14 protein-coding genes are annotated in these 13,692 nt (G+C 67.5%); 8 read left to right on the forward strand and 6 right to left on the reverse strand.

Annotated elements, in window-relative coordinates; translation table 11 throughout:
* Positions 1-6: 6 nt before the first annotated feature.
* Positions 7-489 (forward strand): MarR family winged helix-turn-helix transcriptional regulator, encoded by a 483-nt coding sequence (locus tag ACIQF0_RS43915; RefSeq protein ID WP_401040325.1) that lies wholly within the window; start codon positions 7-9, stop codon positions 487-489.
* 40 nt (positions 490-529) lie between these two features.
* On the forward strand, positions 530-1,972 hold the full coding sequence (locus tag ACIQF0_RS43920; protein ID WP_401040327.1) for a DHA2 family efflux MFS transporter permease subunit: 1,443 nt from the start codon (positions 530-532) through the stop codon (positions 1,970-1,972).
* 57 nt (positions 1,973-2,029) lie between these two features.
* Here ACIQF0_RS43920 and ACIQF0_RS43925 read toward each other — a convergent pair whose 3' ends face one another.
* From ACIQF0_RS43925 to ACIQF0_RS43940, 4 genes are all read right to left on the reverse strand, one after another.
* The gene (locus ACIQF0_RS43925; RefSeq protein ID WP_360046187.1) at positions 2,030-2,401 is read right to left on the reverse strand and encodes a hypothetical protein; all 372 of its coding nucleotides are present in this window, start codon (positions 2,399-2,401) and stop codon (positions 2,030-2,032) included.
* A gap of 132 nt (positions 2,402-2,533) precedes the next feature.
* A complete protein-coding gene (locus ACIQF0_RS43930) occupies positions 2,534-2,863 on the reverse strand; it encodes a roadblock/LC7 domain-containing protein (protein WP_360046189.1) in 330 nt (109 codons plus the stop codon).
* Positions 2,860-3,579 (reverse strand): hypothetical protein, encoded by a 720-nt coding sequence (locus ACIQF0_RS43935; RefSeq protein WP_401040330.1) that lies wholly within the window; start codon positions 3,577-3,579, stop codon positions 2,860-2,862. The genes ACIQF0_RS43930 and ACIQF0_RS43935 overlap by 4 nt, the downstream gene beginning before the upstream one ends.
* A gap of 324 nt (positions 3,580-3,903) precedes the next feature.
* On the reverse strand, positions 3,904-4,521 hold the full coding sequence (locus ACIQF0_RS43940; protein WP_401040332.1) for a hypothetical protein: 618 nt from the start codon (positions 4,519-4,521) through the stop codon (positions 3,904-3,906).
* 158 nt (positions 4,522-4,679) lie between these two features.
* On the opposite strand from ACIQF0_RS43940, the gene ndk reads away from it, so the two are divergent.
* Positions 4,680-5,090, forward strand: a complete 411-nt coding sequence (gene ndk, locus ACIQF0_RS43945) for a nucleoside-diphosphate kinase (RefSeq protein WP_330270318.1) — start codon at positions 4,680-4,682, stop codon at positions 5,088-5,090.
* Between the two features lie 423 nt (positions 5,091-5,513).
* On the opposite strand, the gene ACIQF0_RS43950 is transcribed toward ndk, so the two are convergent.
* The gene (locus tag ACIQF0_RS43950; RefSeq protein WP_401040336.1) at positions 5,514-6,104 is read right to left on the reverse strand and encodes a GNAT family N-acetyltransferase; all 591 of its coding nucleotides are present in this window, start codon (positions 6,102-6,104) and stop codon (positions 5,514-5,516) included.
* 55 nt (positions 6,105-6,159) lie between these two features.
* Between ACIQF0_RS43950 and ACIQF0_RS43955 the strand changes: the two genes are divergently transcribed.
* Genes ACIQF0_RS43955 through ACIQF0_RS43970 form a run of 4 tightly spaced genes read left to right on the forward strand, consistent with a single transcriptional unit; the run spans position 6,160 to position 10,692 of the window.
* Positions 6,160-7,074 (forward strand): ABC transporter ATP-binding protein, encoded by a 915-nt coding sequence (locus ACIQF0_RS43955; RefSeq protein WP_401040339.1) that lies wholly within the window; start codon positions 6,160-6,162, stop codon positions 7,072-7,074.
* Positions 7,074-7,847 (forward strand): ABC transporter permease, encoded by a 774-nt coding sequence (locus tag ACIQF0_RS43960; protein ID WP_401040340.1) that lies wholly within the window; start codon positions 7,074-7,076, stop codon positions 7,845-7,847. Before ACIQF0_RS43955 ends, ACIQF0_RS43960 begins: the two co-directional genes overlap by 1 nt.
* Positions 7,844-8,686 carry an ABC transporter permease gene (locus ACIQF0_RS43965; protein ID WP_401040343.1) on the forward strand — a complete coding sequence of 281 codons (843 nt, stop codon included), beginning with the start codon at positions 7,844-7,846 and terminating at the stop codon, positions 8,684-8,686. The genes ACIQF0_RS43960 and ACIQF0_RS43965 overlap by 4 nt, the downstream gene beginning before the upstream one ends.
* Positions 8,687-8,730: 44 nt before the next feature.
* Positions 8,731-10,692, forward strand: a complete 1,962-nt coding sequence (locus ACIQF0_RS43970) for a TIGR03960 family B12-binding radical SAM protein (protein WP_360048926.1) — start codon at positions 8,731-8,733, stop codon at positions 10,690-10,692.
* A gap of 505 nt (positions 10,693-11,197) precedes the next feature.
* On the opposite strand, the gene ACIQF0_RS43975 is transcribed toward ACIQF0_RS43970, so the two are convergent.
* Complete coding sequence (locus ACIQF0_RS43975; protein WP_401040346.1) at positions 11,198-12,595, reverse strand: S8 family peptidase; 1,398 nt, start codon at positions 12,593-12,595, stop codon at positions 11,198-11,200.
* A gap of 236 nt (positions 12,596-12,831) precedes the next feature.
* Here ACIQF0_RS43975 and ACIQF0_RS43980 point away from each other — a divergent pair, with 236 nt between their 5' ends.
* Positions 12,832-13,557, forward strand: coding sequence for a TIGR03936 family radical SAM-associated protein (locus tag ACIQF0_RS43980; RefSeq protein ID WP_360048923.1), 726 nt, complete (start codon positions 12,832-12,834; stop codon positions 13,555-13,557).
* The last annotated feature ends 135 nt before the right edge of the window (positions 13,558-13,692 follow it).

The raw sequence follows: 13,692 nt of genomic DNA on the forward strand, positions 1-13,692 counted from the left end.
GTGCTCATGGGCACGACGGGGTGTACTGACCTGATGATGCTGCTGCATCGGACGTCGCACGCGCTGGAGACAGAGCTGACGGCGAGGCTCGCGGAGATCGGACTGACTCCGCGAGCCCGCTGCGTGCTGTCTGTCGCTCTGGACGCGGATCGCACGCAGACGGAGATCGCCGACGTGGTCGACATCGACAAGACGACCATGGTCGTGACGATGGACGCGCTCGAATCCGCTGGGTACGCCGAGCGCAAGCCGTCGCCGACGGACCGCCGTGCGCGCGTTGTGGTCGTGACCGACTCGGGGCGCGAGATCGTCGCCAAGGCCGACGACGTGTACACGGAAGTCGTGGGCAGCGTGCTCGGCTCGTTGCCGGACGACGAGCGTGCGGGCCTGGTCAACGGCCTGACGAGGCTGGTCGAAGGTCGCCTGAGCACTGTCGTGCCGTGTGAGAAGCCGCCGCGCAAGCGTGCTCTGCGTCATGCCGTTGGGTAGAAGATAGTCCCGTACAAAACTATCTGCTACGGTTCCTCTTATGACTTCAGGGGGACCGAAGACGGATTCGCGCTGGCTCGCGCTGATCGTGCTGTGCGCAGGGATGTTGATGATCGTGCTGGACCAGACGATCGTGAACGTCGCGCTGCCCGCGATCGAAGAAGACCTCAAGTTCGGCCAGGCCGGTCTGGCCTGGGTCGTGAACGCGTACTTGATCGCCTACGGCGGTCTGCTGTTGCTCGCGGGTCGCCTGGGCGACCTGATCGGGCACAAGAAGGTGTTCCTGCTCGGCCTCGGCGTCTTCACGGTCGCCTCGCTGCTGTGCGGCTTGTCCCTCAGCGCCGAGATGCTGATCGTGTCGCGCTTCGTGCAGGGCGCGGGCGGTGCGCTGGCCACGTCCGTGACGCTGGGCATGGTCGTGACGATGTTCCCCGAGCCTGACGAGCAGAGGCGCGCCATCGGCGTGTTCAGCTTCGTCGCGGCGGCGGGCGCGTCCCTCGGCCTGTTGCTCGGCGGTGTGCTCACCGACGGCATGTCGTGGCACTGGATCTTCTTCGTGAACATCCCGATCGGCATCGTGGCCGCTGTCGCCGCCGTGCGACTGGTCCCTGACTCCGTCGGTCTTGGCCTGCGTGAAGGCGCGGACGTACTTGGTGCGCTGTTGATCGTCGCCGCGGTGATGCTCGGCGTCTACACGATCGTCAAGGCGGAGCACTACGGCTTCGGCTCGGTCCACACGCTGGGGCTGGGTGCCGTGGCGGTGGCGTTGCTGGTGGGATTCGTGCTGCGCCAACGGACTGCCGCGAAGCCGTTGCTGCCGTTGCGGGTGTTCAAGTCCCGCAACGTGACCGGCGCGAACCTGGTGCAGATCTCCATGGTCGCCGGCATGTTCGGGCTGTTCTTCCTCGGGACCTTGTACATGCAGCTCGTGCTGCAGTACACGCCGTTGCAGATCGGCCTGGCGTTCATGCCCGTCGCCGGTGCGATCGCGGTGTTCTCGGTGTCGCTGTCGGCGCGCCTGAACTCCCGGTTCGGTGAGCGCAACATGCTGATCGTGGGCCTGCTGTTCATGCTGGTCGGCATGGTGGTGTTCACGCAGGTGCCGGTCGACGGCTCGTACCTCGCGAACATCCTGCCCGCCGTCGCGCCGCTGGGCATCGGGCTGGGCCTGTCGTTCCCGGCGCTGATGACGCTGGCGATGTCCGGTGCCTCCCACGACGAGGCGGGCCTCGCGTCCGGGCTCGTGAACACGACCGCGCAGGTGGGCGGGGCACTGGGTCTGGCGGTGCTGGCCACGACCTCGACCACCTACACGTCGTCGTTGCTGGCGTCGGGCGTCGGCCGGCTGGAGGCGCTGACCTCGGGCTTCCACCTGGCGTTCTGGATCTCGGCCGTGCTCGTGGCGGTGGCTCTGGGGCTGGCGGTGTTCGTGCTGCGGCAGGTCACCGTGTCGCGGGATGCCGGACCCGTTCTGGTGCATTGACGGCAAAATGGGGTGCCGGGGCCTTTTACCGGCCTCGGCACCCCATTTTTGCGCGGACTAGATCTGCAGCTCGGACTCGATGCGCTTGAGCTGGTGGCGGGCCAGCGCGAGGTTCGACGAGTCCCTTTCCAGCACGAGGTACAGGAAGAGCGAGCCTCTGGATTTCATGCCGCTCATCAGCCGGATCAGGTGGTACTGCCGGTGCAGCGTGATCAGGATGTCCTCGATGGTGTCGCTGAGGCCGAGGGTCTGCATCACGCGCAGCTTCGACCGCACGACCTCGGTGTTTCCGGCCGCCGCGACCTCCAGGTTCAGCCAGTCACCGCCGCCGCTGGTGCCGAGCGACATCCCGCTGTCGTAGTCGACCAGCGCGACGCCGACGGCGCCGGAGATGGACATGGCCTCTTTCATAGCGATATCGATGTTCATCAGACTCCACTTTTCTGTGTCAACTGGTGATCGAGGCGACGTGACCGGTTTCTCGCTCCTCGATCGCATGCGGACACGTCTCCACATTGCCGAGAGCAATGAACCCAATTCGGACATGTGCTGCGACCATTTTTATTCGGTGGACGGTGCGTTGGGCGCCATGATCGAGCCGATCCGCTCGATCGCTGGGCGGGACTCGTGGAGAAGACGCCCGAGGTTGAGTCCCTTGTCCCCGAGCACGACCATCAGCGCCGTCCTGCTGACGGCGTACACGGCCATGTAGCCGCTGCTGCCGAACACCACGGTCTGGTTGAGCTTGCCCAGGCCGATCACCTCCGCCGCCTGGCGTGCGATGCCGAGGTCGGCGGCGGCGAGTGCGGAGATGTGCGCGGGCTCGACGTTCTTCGCCACGTCGGTGAGAATGGGAATTCCGTCGGACGCGGCCAACACCGTGTCGGTCACTCCGGCGACGTTTTCTCGAAGCTTCCGCAGTTCGGCGGCCAGGGCGTCGTAGTCCAATGCAGTTCCTTTCCGCTGCTCTGCCCTGTTTCTGCGCGGGGGCGCAACGAGGGCAGGCCCCAGTGTGAAAAACTGAACGCGGTCGCCGGCGGGGCGATTTGCAACAGTTCTTCACCGAGCATTCGGGAGATCTCGACGGTGACCGGGTGCAGACTCCGCCCGGTCGCGAAAGCGATGTCTCGCGCACTGCGTCGTCCGGTGGCGTGCGCGATGATCTCCCGTCGTTCCGCGGTGGACGGCTCGGCTCCGCCGACGGCCACCACGCGGTCCAGGTAGGGCGACAACGGGTGTGGCAGCGAGGCGACCACGTCGAGTCGTGCGGTCGTGTCCGCCAGCAACACCTCCGGCGCGACACCGTCGGCTGAGGGCAGCAGGGGTCCCTCCGCGTTGTCCTCGACGTCGCATCGTTCGACGTCACCAGCCACAACGGCGAACGCACCGTCCTGCATGGCGGCCGTGGCGACGGCCTGGATCTCGTCGAGCCCGAGGTGCCCGCGAGCGATGAGCGCCGCCTGCAGCGACCCCATCTCGACGCTCTCCACCAGCGCCGCGTCCCAGTCCTCCGCACTGACCCTGCCCGAGCCCAGCAGCAGCACCTCCACTCCGGGTGACCCCGCGCTGTCGACCGCGATCACCGCGCCGTCTCGCAGGTGGAACACGCCGCCCGCGTTGCCCGTGACGCGCAACGTCCCGGTCAGCCGATCAATGTGACATTGCGCCAGGGCGTGCGCGAGGACGTCGAATGCGGCTCGGTAGTCGCGTTTCAGAAGTCACTCCGGGTTAATTCGGGCTTACTCGGCGGAATCGTGTCGTACTCATCGCCCTAAATGGGCACCTACTGCTCATCCGAAGAGCGACCGCCGTCGTTACTTCTTACCCGCAGGAGTCGTACGGGCACGCCCGAAATCACACGATCGAGTGAAGCATTCCAGATCGTGTGGCAATAGCGTTGTTTATTTATTTAATGCCTATGGAATCGGTTTTCAGTGTTCGGCCAGCTCTTCGCGCTTCCGGACGTCTTCCGTGCGCAGGATCCTGAACTTGCGGTCGTGGGCGCCGAGGACCTTCAGGAAGCCAGGGCTCGTCTCGAACACGTAGACCTCCTCGGCGTCGTTGATGCGCTCCTTGGGCACCCACGGCGTGCTGACGATGGCGGCGACCGCCAGCGCCGACCCGGCCAGCAGCCAGGCGAACCACTTGAGCAGCCACCGCGCGTTCCTGATGGCGAGCACCATGGCCGCGCCGATCGCCACGGCTCCCAGCGCGAGCCACCAGCGGTGGTACGTCAGCGTGTGGGACACCATCAGGGCGATGAGCACGATCAGCGTGAGCAGCGCCGTGGTGTTCGCGCGCTCGGGGTCCTTGCGCGTGCGGAAGTAGAAGAAGAACGTCGCCGGCGTGACGATCATCAGCAGGACTGTGCTGATGCGGTCGTCGGCCATGAACGTGCCGAGGAACAGGCCTGGGGCGTCGTCCAGTTCGAGGGTGTGGAGGAGCGCGAACGCTGTGTGCCAGTTGTAGTGGCTCACGGCCAGGAGGCGCAGGAGGACGAAGAGGACTGCGGCGCCGGTCAGAGCGGACCCCGTGTGCTTTGCGCTCATGACGCAGAACTATGGCGCATCGGGTCTGGCTGGTCAGATCGCCGGATGCCAGAGGTAGGTCGGATGCCGTGGGTATGAGGTCAGGCACAGGGCCGGCCGGGCCAGTGGCTACCCTGTTGCCCACATCCCGTACCTGTTCTTCAAGGAGTCACACCGTCGTGTCCGAGCGCACCCTGGTTCTCGTTAAGCCCGATGGCGTTGCCCGTGGTCTCGTTGGCGAGGTGATCGCCCGCATCGAGCGCAAGGGCCTCAAGCTCGCTGCCCTCGAGCTGCGCACCGCCGACCGCGCCACCGCTGAGCAGCACTACGCGGAGCACGACGGCAAGTCGTTCTACGGCGACCTCGTCGACTTCATCACCGGTGGGCCGTTGGTTGCGATCGTGGTGGAGGGTGTCCGGGCGATCCCGGCCTTCCGTCAGCTCGCCGGTGGGACCGACCCCGTCGAGAAGGCCACGCCTGGCACGATTCGTGGGGACTTCGGGACCGAGGTTCAGTACAACCTGGTGCACGGGTCGGACTCGGCCGAGTCTGCTGAGCGTGAGATCAAGATCTGGTTCCCGAACCTCTGAGAGGTTGCTGGGTTTGGGGGGGCGCCTGCGTTTCGCAGGTCGTCCCCCTGTTTTGTTGGCGGGCGGCGGTTTGTTGTCCGTAGGTGGTCGCCGTGCGAGGGGATGTGGCGGCTGATTCCTGGGGCTCCGCCCCAGACCCCGCCAATCTGATCAAAAGCCGGGGTCTACGCCATGCGTAGGTAGATGGCACGCCTGTTGCGTTGGGCGGAGGCGCGTTGCTTTGAGGGGCGCGTTGGTGGGGTGGCTTCGTCACGAGTCGAGCCAAGAGCGGGCCACAGGCAGAAGGGGATGTCAAACGGACGAAAAGCGTGTCCGTTTGACATCCCCTTCTGCCTGCAGCAAGAGCTGTGGCACGACTCGTGACGAAGCCACCCCACCCGGACCGCACGGTAAGGACGGCTCGCCTTCGGCTTCGCGTGGGGGTCAAGCTCCTCGCCTTGGGCTGGCGCCCAGGCCGCCTGCCGTCGCGCCGTTCAGAGTGGTGCCCTCCGGGTAGCCGAGCGGCAGGTACATCCACACGTCGTCCCAGCGTTCGGTTCCTACTGCGATCGCGTTCGGCATGCGGCCGCATTCCCGGAAACCCAAGGCCTCGTACAGCTCGATGGCGCCGTGGTTGTTGCCGCGTACGCCCAGCGAGAGGATCTCGATGCCCTGGGCTCGTGCGTTGGCGATCAAGCCCTCCATCACCTGCTTGCCCAGGCCCAGTCCGCGGGCCGATGGGTGGGCCATGATCTGTTGGACTTCGGCCCGGTGCTGGAAGACGGCGGTCGAGCCTCGGCGCCAGAGGCCCACGGCGCGTACTACGCCGTCCACTGTGGCGGTGGCGAAGGCCGCGTCGCCGTCGCGGACCTGCTTCAGGACGGTGTCCAGCCAGGTCGAGATTCGGTCGTGGGTCGGGGGCTCGTGGTAGCCGACTGCGCCGCCTGCCGCCACTACGTCGTGCACGACTGTGTGGATCTCGGTGCGGAGGTGGTCGTCGGCTTCCGAGAGCCAGTGCAGGTTCGTCGTGGGCATGGGGCGATCGTAATTGCGTCGAGAATTGTCAGACCTGTTCGTTAACGTCGGGTGGGTGGACAACCTCGTTGAGGCCAAGGCTCTGACCAAGCACTTCGGGTCGTTCGAGGCCGTGCGCGGCATCGACGTCGAGGTGCGCAGAGGTGAGGCGTTCGGGTTTCTCGGGCCCAACGGGGCGGGGAAGTCGTCGACCATGCGGATGATCTCGTGCGTTTCCGGGCGGAGCGGTGGCGAGCTCAAGGTGCTGGGGATGGATCCGGCCACGCAGGGGCCGCAGATTCGTGCTCGGCTCGGGGTGGTGCCTCAGCTCGACAACCTGGACACGGAACTGACGGTTCGGCAGAACCTGCAGATCTACGGGCGGTACTTCGGGATGTCTCGGCAGAAGTGCCGGGAGAAGGCCGAGGAACTGCTGGAGTTCGCGCAGCTCGCCGACCGGGCTGATCACGAGGTCGAGCCGCTCAGCGGTGGGATGAAGCGGCGGCTCACGATTGCGCGGTCGTTGGTCAACGATCCGGAGTTGTTGTTGCTCGACGAGCCGACCACCGGGTTGGACCCGCAGGCTCGGCATCTGTTGTGGGACAGGCTGTTCCGGTTGAAGCAGGACGGCGTCACGCTCATCATCACCACGCATTACATGGACGAGGCCGAGCAACTGTGCGATCGGCTCGTCGTGATGGACGGTGGGCGGATCGCGGCTGAAGGGTCGCCCAGCGAGCTGATCAACCGGTACTCCACCAAGGAGGTGCTGGAGCTGCGGTTCCAGCCCGGGGCGGAGAAGCCGGATCTCGAGAGGTTCGCGGAACGGGTCGAGGTGCTGCCCGATCGGTTGCTGCTCTACACGAAGGACGGGGAGGCGACCCTCCAACGAGTCCACGAGAACGGGGTGCAGCCCGTGCAGAGTCTCGTGCGGCGCAGTTCGCTGGAGGACGTGTTCCTGCGGCTCACCGGCCGGACGTTGGTGGACTGATGCAGACGCTCAGGGCCTCCTGGTTCGGGTTCGAGAAGCACTGGACGTGGTACCGGCGCAACTGGCGGGCCACGGTCGTGTCGAGCTTCCTGACGCCCGTGTTGTTCCTGCTCGCTCTCGGGCTCGGGTTCGGGTCGCAGGTGCAGTCGACGGCGTTGATCGGCGGGGTGCCGTATCTCGAGTACCTGGCGCCCGCGCTGGTCGTCGTCACGGCGTTGCAAGGGGCCACGTTCGAGTCGACCTACGCGATCATGTCGTCGTTTCTGTGGCAGAAGTCGTACGTCGGGATGGTGGCCACGCCGATCACTCCCGCGCAGGTGCTCTACGGGCAGATGTTGTGGATCGGGTCGCAGATGTTCGTGCGGTCCGCTGTGTTCGTGGGGATCGCGGTGGTTCTCGGTGCGGCGGCCGGGCCCGGGATCCTCGTGGCGATTCCGGTTGCGACGGTGGCGGCGCTGGCGTTCAGCGCGCCGCTGGTCGCCTACAGCGCGACGTTGGACAAGCCGGACGGTTTCACCACGATCTTCCGGTTCGTGATGATGCCGATGACGTTGTTCACCGGGGCGTTCTTCCCGGTCAGTCAGCTGCCGGACTGGCTGTTGCCGGTGGTGTGGCTGACGCCGGCGTGGCACGGCATCGAGCTCGCCAGAGGCACGACGTTCGGCACGATGGACCTCTTACCGGCGTTGGGACATCTCGCGTACCTGGCGGCGCTGACGGCCGTGGGCATCGCGCTCGGCGTGAAGTTCTTCCACCGGAGGCTGGCGGTATGACGCAGACCCTCGATCGCGAGAAGGCCGTGCCCGCCAGCGTGGGGCTGTTGTGGCGCGTGATTCCGCCGGGGCTCTACGGCGGCAAGGCGAGCATGCTCGTCGAACGGGCCGCGGTCGTGAACCGGCGTGCGTGGTTCGTGCTGGTCGGCGGGGCGTTCGAGCCCGTGTTGTTCCTGTGGTCGCTGGGGCTCGGGTTCGGGCAGATGGTGACCGCGGTGGCCGGGCCGGACGGGCGGCCGATCAGCTACGCGGCGTTCGTGGCTCCCGCGCTGCTGGCGGCGAGCGCGATGAACGGGGCCGTGTACGACGCGACGTTCAACGTGTTCTTCAAGTTCAAGTACGTGAAGCTGTACGACGCGATGCTCACGACGCCGATGGGGCCGATGGACATCGCGATCGGCGAGATCGCCTGGGCGCTCATCAGGGGCGGGCTGTACTCGGCCGGGTTCCTGGCCGTGATGCTCGGGATGGGGCTGATCTTCTCGCCGTGGGCGGTGCTGGCGTTGCCGGCGGCGCTGCTGGTGGCGTTCGCGTTCGCCGCGGTGGGGATGGCGGCGACGACGTTCATGCGGTCGTGGCAGGACTTCGACCTCGTGCAGCTCGCGGTGCTGCCGCTGTTCCTCTTCTCGACGACGTTCTACCCGCTGTCGGTCTACCCGGGCTGGTTGCAGACGGTGGTGACGTGGACGCCGCTCTACCACGCCATCGAGCTGATGAGGGGCCTCACGCTGGGCGTTGTCGGCTGGGGCATGCTCGGCCACGTCGCCTACTTCGCGGTGCTGGCGGCCGTCGGAACGGTCGTCGCGGCGCGCCGATTGGGCAAGTTGTTGCTGGACTGAGGCGCGATTCGGCCTGTGGCTGTGGGGGCCGTTACTCTGGTCGTGTGAGTGTCGAGTCTGTTTTCCCCAGGTTGGAGCCACTGCTGCCGCGGATCTCGAAGCCGGTGCAGTACGTCGGCGGGGAGCTCAACGCGACCGTCAAGGACTGGGACGCGGCGTCCGTGCGCTGGGCTTTGATGTACCCCGACGCGTACGAGGTCGGGCTGCCCAACCAGGGCGTCATGATCCTTTACGAGATCCTCAACGAGCTGCCGGACGTGCTCGCCGAGCGCACGTACGCCGTGTGGCCGGACCTCGAGAAGCTCATGCGTGAGCACGACGTCCCGCAGTTCACGGTGGACGGTCATCGCCCGGTGAAGGCGTTCGACCTGATGGGTATCAGCTTCGCGACGGAGCTGGGCTACACGAACATGCTGACGGCGCTGGACCTCGCCGGCATCCCGCTGCACGCGAAGGACCGCACCGAGGACGACCCGATCGTGGTCGCCGGCGGGCACGCGGCGTTCAACCCCGAGCCGATCTCGGAGTTCGTGGACGCGGCAGTGCTGGGCGACGGCGAAGAGGCCGTCCTGGAGATCACCGAGATCGTCAGGGCGTGGAAGGCCGAGGGCAGCCCCGGCGGCCGCGACGAGGTGCTGACCAGGCTCGCCGAGACCGGCGGCGTGTACATCCCGCGCTTCTACGACGTGGAGTACCTGCCGGACGGCCGCATCCAGCGCGTCGTGCCGAACCGCGACCGGGTCCCGTTCCGCGTCTTCAAGCGCACCACGATGGACCTCGACGCGTGGCCGTACCCGAAGCAGCCGCTGGTGCCGCTCGCCGAGAGCGTCCACGAGCGGATGAGCGTCGAGATCTTCCGCGGCTGCACCCGCGGCTGCCGCTTCTGCCAGGCGGGCATGATCACCCGTCCGGTGCGCGAGCGGTCCATCGAGGGCATCGGCGCGATGGTCCAGAAGGGCCTGGCGGCGACCGGCTTCGAAGAGGTCGGCCTGCTGTCGCTGTCCAGTGCGGACCACAGCGAGATCGCCGAGATCACCAAGGGCCTCGCGGACCGCTACGAGGGCACGAACACGGGCCTGAGCCTGCCGAGCACCCGCGTCGACGCGTTCAACATCGATCTCGCGAACGAGTTGTCCCGCAACGGAAGGCGCTCTGGTCTGACCTTCGCGCCCGAGGGCGGCAGTGAGCGGATGCGCCGCGTCATCAACAAGATGGTGTCCGAAGAGGACCTCATCCGGACGGTGTCGGCCGCGTTCTCCAACGGCTGGCGGCAGGTGAAGCTCTACTTCATGTGCGGCCTCCCTACCGAGGAGGACGAGGACGTCCTGCAGATCGCGGAGATGGCGAAGAACGTCATCCGCGCGGGCCGGCAGGCCAGCGGCCGCAACGACGTCCGCTGCACCATCTCGATCGGCGGGTTCGTGCCCAAGCCGCACACGCCGTTCCAGTGGGCCGCGCAGTGCGACCCGGACGTCGTCGACGACCGTCTCCGCAAGCTCCGCGAGGCCGTGAACAGCGACCGCAGCCTCGGCCGCAACATCGGCATGCGCTACCACGACGGCAAGCCGAGCCTCATCGAAGGCCTGCTCAGCCGCGGTGACCGCCGCATCGGCAAGGTCATCGAGGCCGTGTGGCGCGACGGCGGCCGGTTCGACGGCTGGAGCGAGCACTTCTCCTACGACCGCTGGACCGCGAAGGCGGCGGAACAGCTGGAGCCGCTCGGCGTCGACCTCGCCTGGTTCACCACCCGCGAGCGCGAGGAACTGGAGGTCCTGCCCTGGGACCACCTCGACTCGGGCCTCGACAAGGAATGGCTCTGGGCCGACTGGCAGGACGCGCTCGACGAGCGCGAGCAGGACGACTGCCGCTGGACCCCGTGCTTCGACTGCGGTGTCTGCCCGGCGATGGGCACGGACATCGAGGTCGGTCCGACGGGCCGCAAGCTGCTGCCGATCTCCCCGGTCGGCGTCGGCTCGCCGGTGAAGAACCCCGCTCTCACGCCGTAACGGCCGAGATCCCGCCCACCATCACGCCCGGTCCCGCGACCGTGGCCGTGATGGTGGCGGGCCGGCCGAGCGAGGCACCCACGTCGACGGCGACGTCCCCGGCCAGGTGAGCCGCGAGGCAGGCCGAACTCGTCGGTCACCGCGCGCAGCAGCTCCAGAGCCGGGGTCAACGCGGCGAATTCGGAGACCTCGACGAGCACCTGCGGCCGTCCCAGCGTCGCGATCGCGCACGAGCCGTCCGTGCCTCAACACGCGCACGATCGCGTCGTGTTCGCTCGGCGTGGCGGGCCGGACCTGGATCGGCCCGGTATCGAAGGCGGCCTCGACCCCGTCCGCCATCAGCGCCGCCGTGCCGAGGAACGTCCGCCCGCCCGCTCGAAGCGTGAACTCGCGTCCGCAGCCAGAACCGCAAGCGCGGCAACGGTTCCGTGCCGCACCCAGGAAGCTCACCCTTTGACGTGAAGAACCTCAACGCCCAGCCCGTCGCGCGGACAGGCGTGGACGATCACTTCGTGACGGCGGCCAGCGCGTCCACGAGTCCGTGGCCGTAGAACGAGTTGTACTCCGAGTACCCGGTGCAGAACGCGTCCTGCACACCCGTCCCGTTCAGGTCGTAGTCGCCGGGACAGGCCAGCGTCTCGGCCTGCGCGTTCAGCATGCGGCCCAGCGACACCGCGTCCGTCTCCGGATGTGTCGACGCGATCAGCGCCGCCACCCCGGTCGCGTGCGGAGTCGCCATCGACGTGCCGCAGGAGTAGTCGTAGCCGGACGGCACGGTCGACAGCACGCAGCCGGTCGGGGTGCGCGGGTCGCCACCCGGTGCCGTCACGTCGATCGCGCCCAGCCCGTACGAGCTGTACCCGGCCTTGGTCTTGGTCGACTCGACCGCCGACACGCCCACCACGTTCTTGAGCTGTGCCGGAAGCACCACGCACGTCGAGTCCACCGGCCGCGTCTGCGCCTCGCCGTTCGTCGGCGACATCGAGTCGCGACCCGGCCGGGACAGGTCCGCGGCGGCGTTTCCGGCGGCGGCGACCGTCAGCACGTTGCGCGAGGTCGCGTAGTCCACGGCACGCCGCACGGCCTCGTAGATGATGCGCTGACCCGGCTCGCTCTGGCACGTGAACAGGTACGGGTCGATGAAGTAGCTGTTGTTGGTGATCGTCATGTTCTGCGAGGCGGCCCACATGAAGCCGCACACCGCGTACTCGGGGTAGATGAACCCGTCGTCGTCCACGACCTTCACGGACGCGATGCGCACGCCCGGTGCGACGCCCGTGGTGCCGCGGCCGTCGTCAGCCGCGGCGATGGTGCCGGCGACGTGCGTGCCGTGGGCGGAGGTCGTCGGGATCCACGCGGACGGTGACGTGTCGGGCTTGCCGGTCAGGCACCCCGCGGACAGTTCGGGGGCCAGCGCGCCGACGAGATCGGGGTGGCGGGCGTCGACGCCGGAGTCCAGGACGCCCACGACGACGGACTTGGAACCCGTCGTGATCTCGTGCGCGGCCGGCGCCTTGATGAGATCCATGTCCCATTGTTCGGCCGAGCGCACGCCGGAGGGCCGGAACAGCTCCGTGTCGTCCTTCTTCCGCTTCACCGACCGCTTGGCGATGCTCTCGCCCTGGGCGCTGTAGGCCCGCTCCGGGCCGATCAGCTTGAGGAAGCCAGGGTCGGGAGAGGTGGCCACCGCGACCGAGATCTGCGGGTAGTAGACGGTGGTCAGGCCGCACGCCTCGGTGATCTCCGCGTTCGCCGTCTCAGCGGGCGTGGACTGCGGAAACACCACCAGGTAGCGCAGCAGCGGACCAGGCTGGATGCAGGAGGGGACCTCGGGTGCGGGGTCCGGTTCCGCGCCGGCGGGCAGGGATGCCGCCAGACACCCGGCGACGAGCAGTGCGGTCATCGCCGCCGCTCGAGCGCGGTGGGGCAGAGGCACCAGGGACCTCCAGTCGGCAGGGCGTCCAGTCAGCCGGACCGTAGCCACGCGCAACGATCTAGACAAGCTGAACGTTCTGAATCGGGTTCACGGTACCGTCCTACTGGACGAACAGCCTGCGCCGATGGGACCGCTCACCCGTCGGAACACCAAGGGGAGCCCCGCTGAGCCGCAACCTGCCCAACAACCCGTCGGCCGTCGCCGTGCAGAAACTGCGCCTTCGCTACACCAAGCGGGGGAGGCTGCGTTTCACTTCGCACCGCGACATCGCTCGCACGTTCGAACGTGCGCTGCGCAGGGCAGGCGTACCCATGGCGTACTCGCAGGGGTTCAGCCCTCACCCGAAGGTGTCGTGGGTCGGCGCCGCGCCGACCGGTGTCGCGAGCGAGGCGGAGTACGTCGAGGTGTCGGTGGTCGAGGAGCTCGACCCGGAGGCGCTCAAGGTCGCGCTCGACGAGGCGTTGCCACCCGGCATCGACGTCGTCGACATCGTCCAGGCGCGCGGTGGCAACCTCACCGAGCGCATCGACGCGAGCGAATGGCGGATCGAGCTCGACGGCGTCGAGCCCGATGATCTCGCGAAGGCGGTGAGCGTCTTCCTCGCGGCGGAGTCCGTCGAGGTCGAGCGGCTCACCAAGAACGGCACGAAGATGCTCGACGTGCGGCCAGCCGTCGTGTCAGCGCTGGTCGAACCACGTTCGAGCGACGCCGGACACGATGACACCGCTTTGTCACGACCGTGTGGGATACTCATGACGGTTGTACGGCAGGTAACGCCTACCGTGCGACCCGACGACGTGCTGAATGCGCTTCGCGTCGTGGCCGATCTCGTGCCCCCGGTACCTGCGAGAGCAACCCGGATGGCGCAGGGACGGCTCGACGGCGAGGGCAGGCTGGTGGACCCGCTCCAGCAGGACAGAGAGTCCTGACGAGCGCAGGAACGTCAACCGTGACGCGCAAACAGGAGGAGCGGCGCTGACAGCGGCGTCGTCGTGGGACCTGCGCAAGCGTGCGCCCAGTGAGGCGCCACGCCACTGCGCGCGAGGCAAGGATTCCCGCCGCGA

This window comes from Lentzea sp. NPDC092896 (assembly GCF_044754905.1).
Classification (GTDB): Bacteria; Actinomycetota; Actinomycetes; order Mycobacteriales; family Pseudonocardiaceae; genus Lentzea.

Coding starts and splice junctions, on each gene's coding strand:
- ACIQF0_RS43950 (WP_401040336.1), bottom strand. CDS start 6,104: ATGCCCACGACGAACCTGCACTGGCTCTCGGAAGCCGACGACCACCTC.
- ACIQF0_RS43975 (WP_401040346.1), bottom strand. CDS start 12,595: ATGACCGCACTGCTCGTCGCCGGGTGTCTGGCGGCATCCCTGCCCGCC.
- ACIQF0_RS43920 (WP_401040327.1), top strand. CDS start 530: ATGACTTCAGGGGGACCGAAGACGGATTCGCGCTGGCTCGCGCTGATC.
- ACIQF0_RS43965 (WP_401040343.1), top strand. CDS start 7,844: ATGACGCAGACCCTCGATCGCGAGAAGGCCGTGCCCGCCAGCGTGGGG.
- ACIQF0_RS43915 (WP_401040325.1), top strand. CDS start 7: ATGGGCACGACGGGGTGTACTGACCTGATGATGCTGCTGCATCGGACG.
- ACIQF0_RS43925 (WP_360046187.1), bottom strand. CDS start 2,401: ATGAACATCGATATCGCTATGAAAGAGGCCATGTCCATCTCCGGCGCC.
- ACIQF0_RS43940 (WP_401040332.1), bottom strand. CDS start 4,521: ATGAGCGCAAAGCACACGGGGTCCGCTCTGACCGGCGCCGCAGTCCTC.
- ACIQF0_RS43960 (WP_401040340.1), top strand. CDS start 7,074: ATGCAGACGCTCAGGGCCTCCTGGTTCGGGTTCGAGAAGCACTGGACG.